14 protein-coding genes are annotated in these 15,204 nt (G+C 59.1%); 9 read left to right on the top strand and 5 right to left on the bottom strand.

All coding sequences use genetic code 11. The features are described 5' to 3' along the window. Positions 1-60: 60 nt before the first annotated feature. The 4 genes from WMP96_RS07315 to WMP96_RS07300 all read left to right on the top strand — a co-directional run bounded on the left by WMP96_RS07315 (position 61) and on the right by WMP96_RS07300 (position 6,410). Entirely contained in the window at positions 61-216 is a 156-nt protein-coding gene (locus WMP96_RS07315) for a hypothetical protein (protein ID WP_167371314.1), read from the top strand. Continuing rightward, entirely contained in the window at positions 201-887 is a 687-nt protein-coding gene (locus tag WMP96_RS07310) for a response regulator transcription factor (protein ID WP_301716269.1), read from the top strand. Before WMP96_RS07315 ends, WMP96_RS07310 begins: the two co-directional genes overlap by 16 nt. Positions 888-1,485: 598 nt before the next feature. Next, positions 1,486-4,929: a bifunctional proline dehydrogenase/L-glutamate gamma-semialdehyde dehydrogenase gene (locus tag WMP96_RS07305; RefSeq protein ID WP_340432648.1), complete on the top strand. Its 3,444-nt coding sequence runs from the start codon at positions 1,486-1,488 to the stop codon at positions 4,927-4,929. 107 nt (positions 4,930-5,036) lie between these two features. Beyond that, positions 5,037-6,410 carry an AI-2E family transporter gene (locus tag WMP96_RS07300; RefSeq protein ID WP_301716267.1) on the top strand — a complete coding sequence of 458 codons (1,374 nt, stop codon included), beginning with the start codon at positions 5,037-5,039 and terminating at the stop codon, positions 6,408-6,410. A 46-nt stretch (positions 6,411-6,456) separates the two neighbouring features. Here the strand turns inward: WMP96_RS07300 and WMP96_RS07295 are convergent, their stop codons facing one another. Together WMP96_RS07295 and WMP96_RS07290 are read right to left on the bottom strand one after the other, a co-directional pair. Beyond that, on the bottom strand, positions 6,457-7,047 hold the full coding sequence (locus WMP96_RS07295; RefSeq protein ID WP_239206764.1) for a nucleosidase: 591 nt from the start codon (positions 7,045-7,047) through the stop codon (positions 6,457-6,459). A gap of 23 nt (positions 7,048-7,070) precedes the next feature. Beyond that, complete coding sequence (locus WMP96_RS07290; RefSeq protein ID WP_301716266.1) at positions 7,071-8,099, bottom strand: hypothetical protein; 1,029 nt, start codon at positions 8,097-8,099, stop codon at positions 7,071-7,073. 336 nt (positions 8,100-8,435) lie between these two features. Here WMP96_RS07290 and WMP96_RS07285 point away from each other — a divergent pair, with 336 nt between their 5' ends. From WMP96_RS07285 to WMP96_RS07265, 5 genes are all read left to right on the top strand, one after another. Then, positions 8,436-9,449, top strand: coding sequence for a hypothetical protein (locus WMP96_RS07285; protein WP_239206768.1), 1,014 nt, complete (start codon positions 8,436-8,438; stop codon positions 9,447-9,449). 75 nt (positions 9,450-9,524) lie between these two features. After that, positions 9,525-10,292 (top strand): hypothetical protein, encoded by a 768-nt coding sequence (locus WMP96_RS07280; RefSeq protein WP_023020017.1) that lies wholly within the window; start codon positions 9,525-9,527, stop codon positions 10,290-10,292. After that, positions 10,285-10,956, top strand: coding sequence for an LppP/LprE family lipoprotein (locus WMP96_RS07275; RefSeq protein WP_301716265.1), 672 nt, complete (start codon positions 10,285-10,287; stop codon positions 10,954-10,956). Before WMP96_RS07280 ends, WMP96_RS07275 begins: the two co-directional genes overlap by 8 nt. A 104-nt stretch (positions 10,957-11,060) precedes the next feature. Next, a complete protein-coding gene (locus WMP96_RS07270) occupies positions 11,061-11,759 on the top strand; it encodes an LppP/LprE family lipoprotein (protein ID WP_023020019.1) in 699 nt (232 codons plus the stop codon). 161 nt (positions 11,760-11,920) lie between these two features. After that, entirely contained in the window at positions 11,921-12,115 is a 195-nt protein-coding gene (locus WMP96_RS07265) for a hypothetical protein (RefSeq protein ID WP_301716264.1), read from the top strand. Here WMP96_RS07265 and WMP96_RS07260 read toward each other — a convergent pair. Genes WMP96_RS07260 through WMP96_RS07250 form a run of 3 tightly spaced genes read right to left on the bottom strand, consistent with a single transcriptional unit; the run spans position 12,112 to position 15,079 of the window. After that, the gene (locus tag WMP96_RS07260; RefSeq protein WP_301716263.1) at positions 12,112-13,395 is read right to left on the bottom strand and encodes a sulfate adenylyltransferase subunit 1; all 1,284 of its coding nucleotides are present in this window, start codon (positions 13,393-13,395) and stop codon (positions 12,112-12,114) included. The genes WMP96_RS07265 and WMP96_RS07260 overlap by 4 nt on opposite strands. Next, positions 13,395-14,294: a sulfate adenylyltransferase subunit CysD gene (gene cysD / locus WMP96_RS07255; RefSeq protein ID WP_086588811.1), complete on the bottom strand. Its 900-nt coding sequence runs from the start codon at positions 14,292-14,294 to the stop codon at positions 13,395-13,397. Before cysD ends, WMP96_RS07260 begins: the two co-directional genes overlap by 1 nt. Continuing rightward, positions 14,294-15,079 carry a phosphoadenylyl-sulfate reductase gene (locus WMP96_RS07250; RefSeq protein ID WP_340432636.1) on the bottom strand — a complete coding sequence of 262 codons (786 nt, stop codon included), beginning with the start codon at positions 15,077-15,079 and terminating at the stop codon, positions 14,294-14,296. Before WMP96_RS07250 ends, cysD begins: the two co-directional genes overlap by 1 nt. Positions 15,080-15,204: the final 125 nt, after the last annotated feature.

Here is a 15,204-nt window from a genome sequence, read left to right as displayed (position 1 = left end):
TCATACACTAAGCTTTCGTTTGTTTCTGCCTATTCAAACTTTCGCAAAAGGAGCGCCTTGATGCAGGCCGCACTCGCAACTCTTCTCACCCCATTCGTGTTGTCCTCTTCCATCTTCGGTGCCGGCCCCACCCCTGGTGAGCTACCAGAGACTACGGCATACGCATCTCCTGTCGATATTGCTTTTGGTTGCCCGGCACCATGGTGCGTGAAGTAAAAACTTCCCTTTTGGTCGTCGATGACGACCCACTTGTCCTCGAAGCTTTGGGGCGTTACTTCGCCTCGGCCGAGGACATGGAGGTGCGCGCCACCGCAGAAAATGGCAAGGTCGCCCTCGATATATTGCAAGAGCAAGACTTTGACGTCATTGTCGCGGACATCCATATGCCCGAGATGGATGGCACTACCCTCTTGCGCGAGGTCAACAAGATGGAAGACCCGCCAGCCTTTGTCGCGATGACCGCGATGGACAATGATGAGACCCTCAAAGAGGTCATGTCCAATAGGGCTGCGGCCTATATTTTGAAAAGCTCCAAGCCGGTCTACATCTTGGATACCGTGCGCGAGGCTGTACGCGGCGGCACGGTTGTCACCCCGCAATCCCTCACCCGCTTATTTGAGCAACTTCCCGATTGGAACACTGAGGGAAGCGATGCCGATGTGGCCGCCGCAACCGCAAGAATTAAGGACAACCATCACATTTCGCCTGCTTTAGAGCAGGTTCTGGACCTGGTCTGCCAAGGCAAGTCCAATGAAGAAATTGCCAAGAGCACACACTACGCACCGGGCACGGTGAAGAAATATGTATCTACCCTGCTCAGTGAATTCCATGCCAAGTCCCGCCTCGAACTGGCGGTGAAGGCGCTCAAGGCTGGCTACGGTTCTTAGACCCCGATTGTTGGACAATCCGGGGGTGGAATACCCCCGGATGTGTCAATACCCCCTCTAAACCCCACATGCTGGGGTTTATTTTTTGTTTTTCTACCCCCACATAGCGATTTGCAAAGGAGACTAGCATCACGTTTGGCACTTCCCTATAATTACGGCAACACCAAACTTCATAGTATTTCCTAGGCAACAATAGGAACCTGAACCTGCAGGGTTGCCGCACGTCAGAGCGCTATACCGCTCACGTTTCTTCCTCTGCCCCTATAGTCACGTCATAGAAAGCAGGTGAGTGTTGAACACCAACCTGGCGCGCGTTCGTCGCAGCAGCGATAGGCCTCCCGTCCGCATTCGGCCCGCATAAAGGCCCGCTGAACATCGCATTTCACCACGAATCTCTGCGACCCTCACATTGCGTCGCGCGCACCCGCGTGTTCGCTCCTCACCCAGCTGCACCCTGCAGCACCACATAGCTCACCGCTCACCATCCAGACGCCGTATCGCCCAGCAATTCCAGACCGGCGCAGATACATCTACCTTCACTCCCGAGTGAAAAGTTGTGTCTAGGATGTGACCCGTTTGAAAAAGAGGTAGAACCCATATGACTTCTCCTGCAAATACCCGCTTGCCCATCTCTGATGATGTGGAAGCAGTCCTGCCCGCAGCGATTAGCCGCGCCCACGACTGGTTGAAGTCCACTGCGGACGAAGAAGATACGGCCACCGAACAGCTCGCGGACCTGCTGCGCGATGACGACGGCGTGAAGTTCACCATGGACTTCGTCGACCGCGTCATGCGCCCAGAAGATGACAAGGTTGCCGCACACGCGCTGAAGGATATTTCCTCCCACTATGACCCGTCGTTCCTGGGCAGCATCAATGGTGCGCTCGTTGGTGCCGGTGGCTTCTTCGGTCCAATCCTGCCCAACCTGGTCATGCCGGTTGCCCGCCTGTACATGCGCAAGATGGTTGGCCACTTGGTTCTGGACGCCGAGTCTGATGCACTCAACAAGATTCTGGACAAGGCCGCCGAATCCGGCGAACAGCTCAACCTCAACCTGCTGGGTGAGGCCGTGCTCGGTGAGGAAGAGGCAAAGTCCCGCGCGCAGCGCACCCTCAAGCTCATCCAGAACCCACGCGTAACCTACGTTTCGGTCAAGGCTTCCTCCATGGTGGCCCAGCTTAACCACTGGGATATCGATGGCTCGGTAGAGCGCCTCAAGGAGCGCCTGCGTCCGCTGTACCAGGCTGCGGCCGACCGTACCGACAAGGTCTTTATCAACATGGACATGGAGGAGTACCACGACCTCCACCTGACCATCCGCCTGTTCAAGGAGCTGCTCAGCGAGCCGGAATTCCTCACCCTGGATGCCGGCATCGTGCTGCAGGCTTACCTGCCAGATACCTTCGATGCGCTCAAGGATGTCGCTGACTTTGCCAAGGAGCGCGTGGCTAAGGGCGGCGGCAAGGTCAAGGTGCGCATTGTAAAGGGCGCGAACCTATCCATGGAAACCGTGCAGGGCGAGGTCCACGATTGGCCGCTGGCTACCTACACCAACAAGCTCGACGTAGATGCCAACTACTACCGCCTTTTGGATTTTATCCTGCGCGAAGAGTACGCCGATAGCGTCCGCATCGGTGTAGCAACCCACAACCTCTATACCGCGGCAATGGCCTATGAGCTGGGCAAGAAGCGCGGCGTGCTGCACATGATGGATTCGGAGATGCTGCAGGGCATGTCCCCAGCGCAGCAGGCAGCGGTGCGCAAGGTCTTTGACGGCCGCCAGATCCTCTATACCCCGGTTGTCCACGCAGAAGACTTCGATGTCGCCGTGTCCTACCTGGTGCGCCGACTAGAGGAGAACTCTGCGCCGCAGAACTTCCTCTACGCACTCTTTGCCCCAGGCGAGGAGCCGCTTGCGGACCAGGAAGAGACGTTCCGTCGGGCCGTCGCCAAGCGCTGGGACACCTTCGCTGGCGCCCGCCGCACCCAGAACCGCCTCGAGGAGGATGGCCGCCAGGCACCGCGCACCGGCCGCTTTACCAACGAGGCTGATACTGACCCGGCTCTTGCCCCGAACCGCCAGTGGGCACAGGAAGCGCTCAAGCGCAACCCGGGCGAACACGGCATCGCAGAGGTCACCGACCCAGCCGCGGTAGAAAGCCACATCGCCCGCGCCAAGGAGCTCGGCACCGAGTGGGGTAAGCGTCCTGCCGCCGAGCGCGCCGCGGCCCTCGAGGCAGTCGCGGACGAGATTGCTTCCCAGCGCGGCAAGTTCATCTCCGTGGCCGCATATGAGGCCAATAAGACCGTTACTCAGACCGACCCTGAGGTCTCTGAGGCGATTGATTTCTGCACCTACTACGGCCAGTCCGCGCGCCTGCTGGAGGAGTCTTACTCCCAGTTCACCCCGCACACCGTCACCGTGGTAACTCCGCCATGGAACTTCCCCATCGCCATTCCCACCGGCGGCATTGCGGCATCCTTGGCGGCCGGCTCGGCGGTCATCGTCAAGCCAGCCCCGCAGGTGGTTCACTGTGGCAAGCTCGTGGTGGAAGCCTTCCGCACCGCCCTCGAGGCGCAGGGCCTGGATCCGGATTTGGTGCAGCTCGTGCTCACCGATGAAGCCGAGGCCGGCAAGGCGCTGCTCTCCCACGATGATGTAGACAATGTCATCCTCACCGGCGCGTCCGATACCGGTGCACTCTTCCGTTCCTGGAAGCCCAAGATGAACATCATGGCAGAGACTTCCGGTAAGAACGCGCTCATTATCACCCCAGCGGCAGACCCCGACTTGGCCATCGATGACCTCTACAACTCCGCTTTCGGTCACTCTGGCCAGAAGTGCTCGGCGGCCTCCCTGGTCATCTTCGTCGGCGCGGCAGGCAAGTCCGAGCGTCTGCGCACCCAGCTATTGGATGCTGTCAAGACCCTTAAGCCGGGCCCGGGCTTTGATATCACCACGACCATGAACGGCTTGGCCGAGGAACCAAGCGAGAAGCTCCTGCGCGGCCTGACTCAGCTCGAGCCGGGCGAGAAGTGGCTACTCAAGCCGGAAAAGCTCAACCAGGAAGGCACCCTGTGGTCCCCGGGCATTCGCGATAACGTGCAGCCGGGCTCCTGGTACCACAAGAATGAGTGCTTCGGCCCCATCCTTGGCATCATGTACGCCGATACGTTGGAAGAGGCTATTGCCTGGCAAAACGACACCGGCTATGGCCTGACTGGCGGCATCCACTCGCTTGATGACGGCGAGATTGAGTACTGGATCGACAACGTTGAGGTGGGCAATGCCTACGTCAACCGCGGCATTACCGGCGCGATTGTGCAGCGCCAGTCCTTCGGCGGTTGGAAGAAGTCCGTCATGGGCCCGGGTGCTAAGGCCGGCGGCCCGAACTACGTGGCGCAGATGGGTGAATGGGCCGATGGCGAGCTCAAGCCACGCAATGTGGACATCGCTCCTGCTAGCCTCGCCGCGCTGCACCGCCTGCGCGATAACCTCTCCGGCAAGCTCACCGAGGACGACATCACTTGGCTGTGGCGCGCCGCTGAGCTGGACCAGTTGGCTTGGCAGGAGGAGTTCGGCCGCAACCACGACCGCACCGGTTTGGTCTCTGAGGCCAATATCTTCCGCTACCGTCAGCTACTGACCAAACTGCGCGTGCGTGTGGGCGAGGGCTACGCGCTGCGCGAAGTTGCTCGCCAGGTGCTGGCCGCCGCCATCACCGGTACTGCAACGGAAATCTCCGCCACCCCGGAGGTTGCTACCCAGCTGCAGGACCTCGGTTTCGATATCAAGGCCATTACCGACGAGGCTTTTGCCACCGACGTGGCCAATGCCCCCTCCTCCCGCGTGCGCGCCTTGGGCACCGTGCCGGATTCCATCTACGAGGCCGCAGTGCGCTCCAACTCCGTGGTGCTGGACCAGCCCGTGCTTGCCGACGGCCGCCGTGAGCTCATTCCTTACCTCCTTGAGCAGGCAGTCTCGGTAACCATGCACCGCTTCGGCATCATCCGCAACGTGGGTAACCTGCGCGAGGAGTAATCTCCCGCCGCATTAAAGGCACTCCCTGGAGGTAGCGTCCCGCCCGTGGGCCGCTACCTCCTTTTTCGTATATGCGCTGCGCGTTTTATGTGGCATAGTGGTAGGCAATGTCTACGTCACATAATTCATCTTCCCGCGACGAGGCCCAGCGCCCGTCTGCGCAGGAAAAAGGCACCGCAACGCAGATTCAGAAGCCAGGCGAGGAAGATTCGCATACCCTAGTCGCTTATGATGATGCGCATCTCGGTGCAGAAGCCGCCAGCGAGCACCCCGCCGAGTGCGATGATAAGTCTGCCATCCTGGCCAAGGACTTCCGCACCATGGCCAAGGTCTCGGTGGTCTTTATACTCATCGTCGCCGGCCTGGCCCTGGCGGGCTATTTGCTCAAGTTCATTTGGGTAGGCCTGCTCCCTGTCCTGCTCGCCATCCTTGTCTCCACGGTGCTTTATCCAGTCAGCGCCTGGCTGCGCGGCAAGGGATTCCCGCGCTCGCTCGCGGCGGTGAGCACTTTGCTCGGCCTCATCATCATCTTCTGCGGCGTCTTTGCCGCCATGGCCCCGGTTGTCACCAGCCAGAGCCAGACGCTCATTAACCAAGCCGAAGATGGCATTAACCAGCTGACGGACATGGTGGAAAAATCCCCCATCGATATCCAAAGTGACCAGCTGCAATCCGTACTCCAAGACGTGGTCAAGTTTGCCAAGGGCCAAGCCTCCACCATCGCCACCGGCGTTATCTCCGGCTTTTCCATGGCCAGCTCCATCGTTGTGGCCGCACTGATTATGCTATTTGTCACCTTCTTCATCATCAAAGACGGCGACAAGTTCCTGCCTTGGCTGCGCAAATACACCGGCAACTCCACCGGCTGGCACGTTACCGAGCTCGGCGCGCGCATCTGGAAGACCCTGTCCGGCTTTATCCAGGCGCAGGCCGCGGTGGCCATGGTGGACGCAGTTCTCATCGGCCTTGGCCTATGGGCTCTGCAAGTTCCGCTAGCACTCGTCATCGCGGTGGTGACTTTCTTCGCCAGCTTCATACCTATCATCGGTGCTGTCACCGCCGGTGCTTTGGCAGTTATTATCGCCTTGGTATCCAATGGCCTGACCAATGCACTATTGGCCTTGGCCCTTATCATCATCGTCCAGCAGGTTGAGGGAAATCTCCTACAACCACTGCTGCAATCCAAGGCCATGGGACTGCACGCGGCCGTTGTCCTACTCTCCGTCACCGTCGGCTCTACCCTGGCAGGCATCGTCGGTGCCTTCCTCGCCGTCCCCGTGGCCGCAACCATCGCGGTTGTCGTGCGCTACCACGCCGAAATGGCTGCACTGCGCTCCGGGGAAGTCGATCCTTCAGATATAGACATCATCACCGGCTCCAAGGATGATCCTGAAGACTTCAGCGACGTCACCTACGAACACGACGAGACTCCACGCGATAAGGTAGAGCAGCTCTACCAGTCCATGAGTCCGTTGAGCTAAGACTCAGCCACAAGCGCGCCGGCCCTCCCCGGCGCGCTTTTAGTTTTTAGCGCAGAAAGCCTAGGTCCGTGGCCGCCGAGGCGAGCTGGCGCGCGCCACGGTCAAGGACGTTGGCCCACGTGCCCTTGGACTCCTCATTCGCGGAATCAGATACCTGCTTGAGCAGGGTGCAGGGCACGTCGAAGCGCTGGCATACTGCGGCAATGGAATAGCCTTCCATGTCGCAGAGCTGGGATTTTTTGGCCAGCTCAGTGCGCAGGGCGGTATCGGAGACAAACATATCGCCCGTGGCCAGCCCACGAACCGGCAAGCGGCCGGAGGTCTCCAGCTCTATGACCTCTGGCAGCAGGTAGCGATTAATATCGGTGAGCACCTCGAGCTTGAAGTCGTGTTTGGTGACCTTGCCTACTTCGAAGACACCAGCCATGCCGTCGACAAGCGCGCCGGCCGTGCCGATATTGACCACGCGCTCGGGAAGGGCGCCGTTAGCGCGGGCGTCGGCAAGAGCCTCCGTTAAGGCAATGGCCGCTGGAACCGTGCCGATTCCAGTAATGAGCAGGGGCTCGCCCTTCGGAATGTGCGCGGCCTCCGCATCGACAGCGGCGACGAAAAGGGTACGTCCGTTGAGATTCTCCATGCCTGCGAGAATACCTGCCCTCCCTAATCGAAGTTCAACGTGCGGTTCTTCTGGCGCAGGCGAATCGTAATATTCTTCTGGCCAGCACCGAGTGCGATAATTTTCCCGCTGAGCACGCGCGCGACCGCCAGGTCGGCCTCCGTGGGGGCTTCGGCGGCCACCTGTGCCGTAGGTAGCCAGGCGTCGTGCGGATCAGGCGCGCCAAGGTGAATGAGCCGCTCGCGCTCCACATCAATCCAATAGCCTTCAGTGGCCATAAAGCGATCGTGGCTCCCATCGAAGGAATCGCGGCGCCACCCACCCTCGGCCACACGGAAAACAAAGGGGCAATAGCCAAAGCGCGAAGGCACGATGTAGCGCGTCTGGGGGCTGACGCGCCAATGACCGCGCGCGGAGCTCCAAACTTGCCGGTAGGTATCAGCCAGGCTCATACCCAGCCGCAGGCGCTGTTGTCTGTCCTCGTCTAGCCCCGCATCTTCTACCTGCGTATTTAGCTCACCCAGGCGCGTAGCATCTGCCACGTACATGCCCAGCCATGCCTCTTCCGGCGTCGTATACGGCCCGGTGATATCGCGGTGAAAGGACCCCGGAATTGCCTTGTGCGCGTCCTGGGGCAGGCGCTGGCGCGCGGCAAAAGCCCACAGCCGCGGATGCCCCATGCGGTAGAGCATCACCGTCGCCCGTGGCAGGCGGTCATGCACCTGTTGGCGCGTCAAGTAATCACCAGCACTGATGCGCCGCAGCAGCTGCTTGGCGACGTCCCCCTCCACCTTCTGCTCCACTCCCGGCGCGACCTCCATATCCGGCAGTTGGCTAAGCAGCATCAGATCGATGATGTCTCCCAAATCAAAGACCTGGTTCAATTCCGACTGTGCTTCGGAGCCGAAGGCCTCGATAGCGTCATAGCCTAGGGCACCACCCAAGCGACGGATGAGATCCGGGGACACACTCACCCGGTTGCGAGTTGCGTGCAATTCCGCGGCGTTGAGATTGCGGTCCAGCCCCACGAGGGCTCCTTTCTCCCCCTCATTGGGGAAATAATGTTTGGTCATGCTTGGGCTTAAGCCGGACATTGTCCACCGTGCAGGATGGACCCAACCGTTCTGTGTATAGCCTGAATGTTTCCTAGCAAGGTTGTGTAGGCATTTTCCATATCCCAAACTCGCCTCGGTGACTTTTATAGGTCATTTAGATTCATCCATTTATGTCTAGCTTAATCCATTCGGGTTACATTTACTACCATCCGAACTGACTAAACTTACCCCTTCAGGACACCTTTTAGAAGAATTTATGCAACTCCTGTGCCTATAGTATGACGCGGATTGATTCTTAGCTTTCCATTCTCTTTCGCTTTCCTATTTCACCCAACGCACATAGGAGTCCAGCCCTTGACTGATAACAATGCTTGGGGCCGACCGGAACCTTCCTCCTCAAACCCTGGTTCCTCGGACAACACTCAAACTTGGGGTACACCCTCCTCCCCCGCCTCCCCTACACAGGAGCCAGAGGCAAAATCCACCGGCAAAGGCAAGCGACTAACCATAATCGTGGTTGCGGTTCTCGCCGTACTCGCGCTTGTAGGCGCTGGTGCATGGGCCTTGCTAAATAAACAAGATTCCGGAGACGACCAAGGGGCCGCGACAATGGCCACAACGTCTTCACCTTCAGATTCAGCAACCTCTGAAAAGTCTTCTTCGACCGATTCCGATGAAGATGCGGAAAAGAAGACAGAGGGCAAGGCTAACAACGCCGCTTCGGCGAATGCTCCCACCAAATACGAAAAATGCAATGACTTCGCAGATGAGAAGCTCAGCTCGTGGACAAGACCAATTAAACAGTACTGCGATGACTCATGGCTTTTTGTCGGTCAGGACGGAACTGCAAATTTCTCCTTGTACTATTGGACCGACAATGCTTGGCACAAATACGATACGGATGGAAGAGCATGGCCTTCCGATATCGGATGCTATGACCAAGACAAGCTTAAAGACGCAGGAGCACCGCTTCCCCTCCTTGACAAGGTCACGCTCTGCACCGATGAAGGCGACACTTCAACAGAAGCTGAAGAAGACGACGAGGAACCAGCAGCAGACGAGTTTGCTTGGGCCGGTAAGTGGAACGGTAAGTGCGATGGTCGCTATATCCTCATTGTCGAATCCGCGCTCATCAGCGGCCCAGAGCCTTATACTGAGACCTCTCGAATTCAAGATAAGTACCCCGGCTCCAAGATTCTTTATGGCGGGGCCTGCAGCTCCCTTCGCAATACGGTGGACGGAAAATCCGTCTACGCCATCTACTACGACGCTGGCTACAGCGTGGACAAAGTCTGTTCCCTCAAAGCACAATATGGCGGCAACGCTCGTTCCCTAAACGATGATGGGGACTTCTCCGACCCTTGCTAGTCCCCCAATATTCCTTCCCTATCACTCTCCTTCCCACATCTGTCACCTCCGATTTACACCTGAAAGGATTCCCTCGTGGCTCACTACAACCTCTACGATTCTCTCTCCCTCGACCCCACCGCAGACTCTTCTCAGCTGGTAGCTGATATCGACGCCAAGCTGGCACAACTAAGCCCAGAAAATGCGGCAGCTCACGACGAGCTCACCACCGCTCGAGAGATCTTCTCTGTTAAAAACCGCCGGACGAAGTACGACGAGGAAATCGCCAACCCCACCGGCCCAGAAGTAGATATCGCGCGCATTCGCAATATCGCTGCTCTACCTCCTGCAAGTGCTACTGATTCCACTAGCCCTGCAGCCAAGCACGAAGCACCATCCCCAGAAGCAACCGGCACCTACACTCCTGCACCCGGATACACCGCCGCACATACACGGCAACCACAACAGGGATGGCCTGCCCACACCGCTAGCCAGCAGGCTTCCTCCAACAACACCGGTTTCAGTAGCTCCAAAAAGCAATTCACCGTCGACTTCAGCAATATGGCCTTCCCGGTCGCCCCCGCCCGCCAACGCTGCCAGTCCATCATGTGGTGCGTAATTTGGGGAATCTTGCTGCTGATGTGGCTGATAGCCGGTATTCGCGGCCTTTCCTTAGCCAACACTGCTGGCGACGCCACCGCGATGAGCCTGCTTTTTGATTCTTCAAATCTCGAAGCGAGAACCGCTGACTTCGCTGCCTCGATAATTAAGACCCTCATCGCGACTCCGCTCCTACTCGTACTGGGCGAGTTCATTTGGTCTATTCGCAAGACCATGGGTCTTAAGGCAGCGGACGATGCCTAAGCGTCCGCTAACGGTATGCAGCTTGCTTGCAGGCCTTGTCCTCACCGCTTGTACTGCAGAATCTCCAGACTCCACGCCACAGGAGCCCTCGATGGCCACTGCGACGACGTCAACAACAAAAGAAGACACAGATGCCCAGCAGGAAGAAACATCCTCTCCCCCTGCTGCGAAGGAAGAAAACTCCACGCGCCCGGTGCCACCTAATGTCCTCTTAGACGACGAAGAACCCGCTTCCAAACCGGAAGCCGCACCAGAGTCCGACATGTCTTGCGGTTCTGGTGATGCACAGTCCGCCTTTTCTCAGGGCGTATCGCAGGTGCCCCTGTGGGGCACCATTGGCTGGGAGCTTTTCGACTCCTCCGGCTACGACCCCTGCGCTTCCCTATCGTGGGAGACTCTGATGATTGAAGGAGGAAGCAGTTCCTCACCTTTCCATATCATGCTGTTTAACCACGGCGAATACTTGGGCACAGCAACGGCTAAGCCCTATGGCTTCGCCCCCACCATTGAGCGGGTGAGTGATTCCGAAATCGCGGTGACCTACCACTGGCCGCGTGAGGGCGAAGGAAGTGCCAACCGCTCGGGGACTACCCAAGCGGGCTTCCGCTGGGATGAAGGTGCGCAAAAAGTGATTATGTCTGGAGATGTCCCGCCCACGGGATAGAAGGAAGCTCACAACGGCATTTCGGCGTTTCTTGATGGGAGCTGTTGCTACTCTCGGGAGTAACACAGCTCCCTACGATTAGCTCCGTGGAAGGAAGCCAGATCATGCTGAATACCCGCCCCCGCTTCATACGTCATTCGCGCTCCGCCGCAACATTAGCTAGCGTCGGCGTCCTCTGCCTTTCTTTAGCAGCTTGTGGAAGCGGTTCCGGAGATTCAGGGGATTCACCAACCTTCTCTGCCGCGAGGGAAGCCACTTCAGAAGCGGATGGAGCTACTTCTTCTGCTAACGAAAAGACCGAAGAAAAGCCCTCCCGAAAGACCACTACCGTCACGGAAGTTCCTCCAGAGGAGGAGCAGGAAGAGAGCACGCCGCGTCGAGGTAAGGGCAACGACGGGTCTTCTGAGTGCGGCTCAGATACTGCCGAGACCGCCTATGAAAAGGCTATACCGCAGGTAGAGCCTTATCCGGGACTTGATGCCCCGTGGGGTCCTTTTTCCTCTCAATACGATCCATGTGCAGCTCTTTCATGGATTACTGTAACGCTTGAAGGGGCAACTGTTTCCTCGCCGTATCACATCCTGCTTTTCCACAATGGTGAGTATCTGGGAACGGCAACAGCTAAGGCATATGGCTTTTCTCCGCGAATTAGCCGAGTAAATGATTCCGAAATTGCAGTTACCTACCGCTGGCCAAAAGATGGTGAGAGCAACGCTGCAGCATCAGGGAAGAGCCAAGCCGGTTTCCGCTGGGATGAAGGCGCGCAAAAGGTAATTATGTCTGGGGACGTACCACCGTACTAGGCCGAGGCGAAGCGTGCTTGTTTAAGTCCAAGAGCGGCCAGCGTTATGTTGATGCGAAGCCTCCACGGGTGTGCGAGCCCATTGAGTGGACACGTTATGGGCTTTCGCGGAAAGCTGGCGGTAGTTAGCGTGGCCGTTTTGTGGCGGAAGGAGAGGTAGGAATGAAGGAGATGACGTTTCAACAGAAATTTGGAGTCTTCGCGCTGGTGGCGGCGGTTCTTCTGCTGATCGTGAACCTAGTCGTAGTGGGGACTACGGTGCTGGGGATCTCCTCGCCACTGCTGCTCGGAATCACGGGCATCATTATGATGCGCGGTGACAGAAGTGAGAGCAGCAGCGGCACGAAGAACAACTAACGCAGGCGGTGGCCCACGAATCCGGCGGCGAGGGTGTTGCCGGAAGATTGGTCGATGAGCAGGAAGTTGCCCACCGCGCCGCGGGCGGCGTAGTCCTCGACGGGGAGCTCGGCTTGGGTCTGGATGGTGATGTGGGCGATGTCGTTCATAGCGACGGACTCGGGGTTCTCAACATCGGAAACGCCATCGAGGTCCAGGGTGCGAGTGATGGCGGCGATGCGGGCTTTGACCAGGGAGGATCCGTAGCGCAGCTTGAACATCTGTCCGGGCTTGATGTCCTTTTCGGTCAGGCCAACGACTGTGGCATCGAATTCGCGGGTGGCCGCGGGGCGTTGGGACCCGGCGATGAGATCGCCGCGGGCGAGATCGATGTCATCGGCAAGCAAGAGCGTCACGGAGTCGCCGGTGGCGGCGGAGTCGGCGGGGCCGTCGGCGGTGTCGATCTGGGTGATGGTGCTGGTGCGTCCCTCGGGCAGGTGGACCTCATCGCCCACGGAGATGGACCCCGCCTTCACGCGGCCGGCGTAGCCGCGGTAATCGGAGGCGTGCTCGCGGATGACGTACTGGATGGGGAAACGGAAATCCAGCTCATCGGCGCGGCCAGTGGCCACGGGGACGGTCTCGAGCACCTCGAGGACGGTCGGTCCGGTATACCAGGGCATATTAGAGGAACGCTCAACCACGTTATCGCCCTTGAGCGCGGAAATCGGCACCACGGTGGTATCGGTGATGTCTAAGCGCGCGGCGATCTGGTTGAACTCGGACTCAATATCGCGAAAGACCTGCTCGTCATAGTCCACGAGGTCAATCTTGTTCACCGCGAGGACCACGTGGCGCACACCAAGGAGGGCGGCGACGTTGAGGTGGCGGCGGGTTTGTTCGACGACGCCATGGCGGGCGTCGATAAGAAGCACCACTACCTGGGAGGTAGACATGCCGGTGACCGTATTGCGGGTGTACTGCACGTGCCCCGGGGTATCGGCGAGGATAAAGGTGCGCTTATCCGTAGCGAAGTAGCGATAAGCCACGTCGATGGTAATTCCCTGCTCACGCTCGGCCCGCAGGCCGTCGACAAGCAAGGAAAGGTCCATGCCGTCGAAACCGCGGTCAGTGGAGGTGCGCTCCATAGACTCGACCTGGTCCGCGAGCACGGACTTGGTGTCATAGAGCAGGCGGCCGACGAAGGTGGACTTGCCGTCATCGACGGAGCCGGCGGTGCACAGGCGCAGGGTATCGCGCTGCTTGAGGGCGCCGACATTCGGCGCGAGGGTAGTCGTCATCAGAAGTAGCCTTCCTTCTTGCGGTCCTCCATGGCGGACTCGGAGAGTTTGTCATCGGCGCGGGTGGCGCCGCGCTCTGAGAGGGTAGAAATGGAAATCTCCGCGAGCACCTCATCCGGGGTCGATGCGGTAGATTCCACGGCGCCGGTGCAGGACATATCGCCTACGGTGCGGTAGCGCACGGTGCGGGTTTCCAGCTCCTCGCCCTCAGCCGGGCCGCCCCACTCACCAGGGGCTAGCCACATGCCATTGCGCTTGAATACCTCGCGCTCATGCGAGTAGTAAATGGAGGGCAGCTCGAGTTCGCGGGCGCCGATATATTCCCAAATATCGGACTCGGTCCAGTTGGAAATGGGGAATACGCGAACGTTTTCGCCGGCCATTTTGCCGCCGTTATACAGATCCCAGAGCTCGGGGCGCTGGCGGCGAGGATCCCAGCCGCCAAAGGAATCGCGGATGGAGAAGATGCGCTCCTTGGCACGGGCGCGCTCCTCATCGCGGCGGGCGCCACCACATACGGCGTCATACTCGCGCTCGGCGATGGTCTCTACCAGCGGCACGGACTGCAGCGGGTTGCGGGTACCATCGGGACGCTCCTGGAGGTCGCCGCGGTCGATCCAATCCTGGACGCGGGCGACGTGCAGGCGGGCACCGGATTCTTCCACGAGGCGGTCGCGGAAATCAATAACCTCGGGGAAGTTATGCCCGGTATCGACGTGGAGGAGCTCGAACGGAACCGTGGCCGGCGCGAAGGCGCGGCGGGCCAGCTCGAAGACAACGACGGAGTCCTTGCCTCCCGAAAAGAGGATGCCTACCTTGTCGAATTGGCCGGCCACCTCACGCAGGATGTGGATAGACTCGTTTTCAAGGTCTTTGAGGTGCGGGGAAAGTGTGCTCATTATTCGTTTAACCCGCATTCTGCCTTGCCGTCTGCAAATACGCGCCCGGATCGGGCATCTTCGCCTTCGCCAACTGGGAAGGTCAGCGGGGCGCAGCCGATGGAGCGGTATCCCTGCAGGGTGAGTGGGTGGATGATGAGGTCGTTGTCCTCGATATAGCGGTCTGTATCGTCTAGATCCCAGGTGATGATGGGCGAGATCTTCAACCGGCCGGTGCGATCCAAGCTCAGCGCCGGGGCGGTGGCGCGGTGCTCGGAATCGGCGCGGCGCAGGCCGGTAACCCAGCCGGCATACGGGTCCATCGCCATATTTAGCGGTTCCACCTTGCGCATGCGGTTATAGGCCGCGGTATCGCGGGCATAAAGGCGCGGGCCGTAGACCTCGTCTTGTTCCTCTGGGCTCAATAGCGGCAGCACCCGCACCAGGGGCAGGTCTGAGTAGCGCTTTTCTACCTCATCGGCCACCTGAAGGGTTTCCGGGAAGTGCCAGCCGGTATCGATGAACAGCAGGTCCGCATCGAGCCCGGCACGGTGGGCGAGCTCGGCCAAGACCGTATTTTCCATGGACATGGTCACCGCAAGGCGGCCGGGAGCGTGCTCGGCGGCCCATTCGGTGACGGTTTCGGCAGAGGCATCGTGCAGCTTATCCGCCCACTGGTCTACCAATTGCTGGTTGCGCGCGGCTACCTCGGCGTCCAGCGGCGCGGTATCCCGCGTGCCTTCCGGGGAGATGCTGGGGTCACGGTAGTTCTTGCCACCGTCCAGCAGGTTCGTTGTTGGGTTCATGCCGTCACACATTAGGCAAAACCCCAAGGCGGTGCAGGAGATTATGCGCGAAAAGCCGCTGAGCTTGGCGGGAGCTGCGAATAAAAAGTTTCCAATCCGTACCAAGCGGACTAGATTTACAGACA

The sequence above is a fragment of the Corynebacterium sp. KPL4035 genome, assembly GCF_037908325.1.
Taxonomy (GTDB): domain Bacteria; phylum Actinomycetota; class Actinomycetes; order Mycobacteriales; family Mycobacteriaceae; genus Corynebacterium; species Corynebacterium kefirresidentii.
This window is presented reverse-complemented; position numbering and strand designations above follow the sequence as displayed.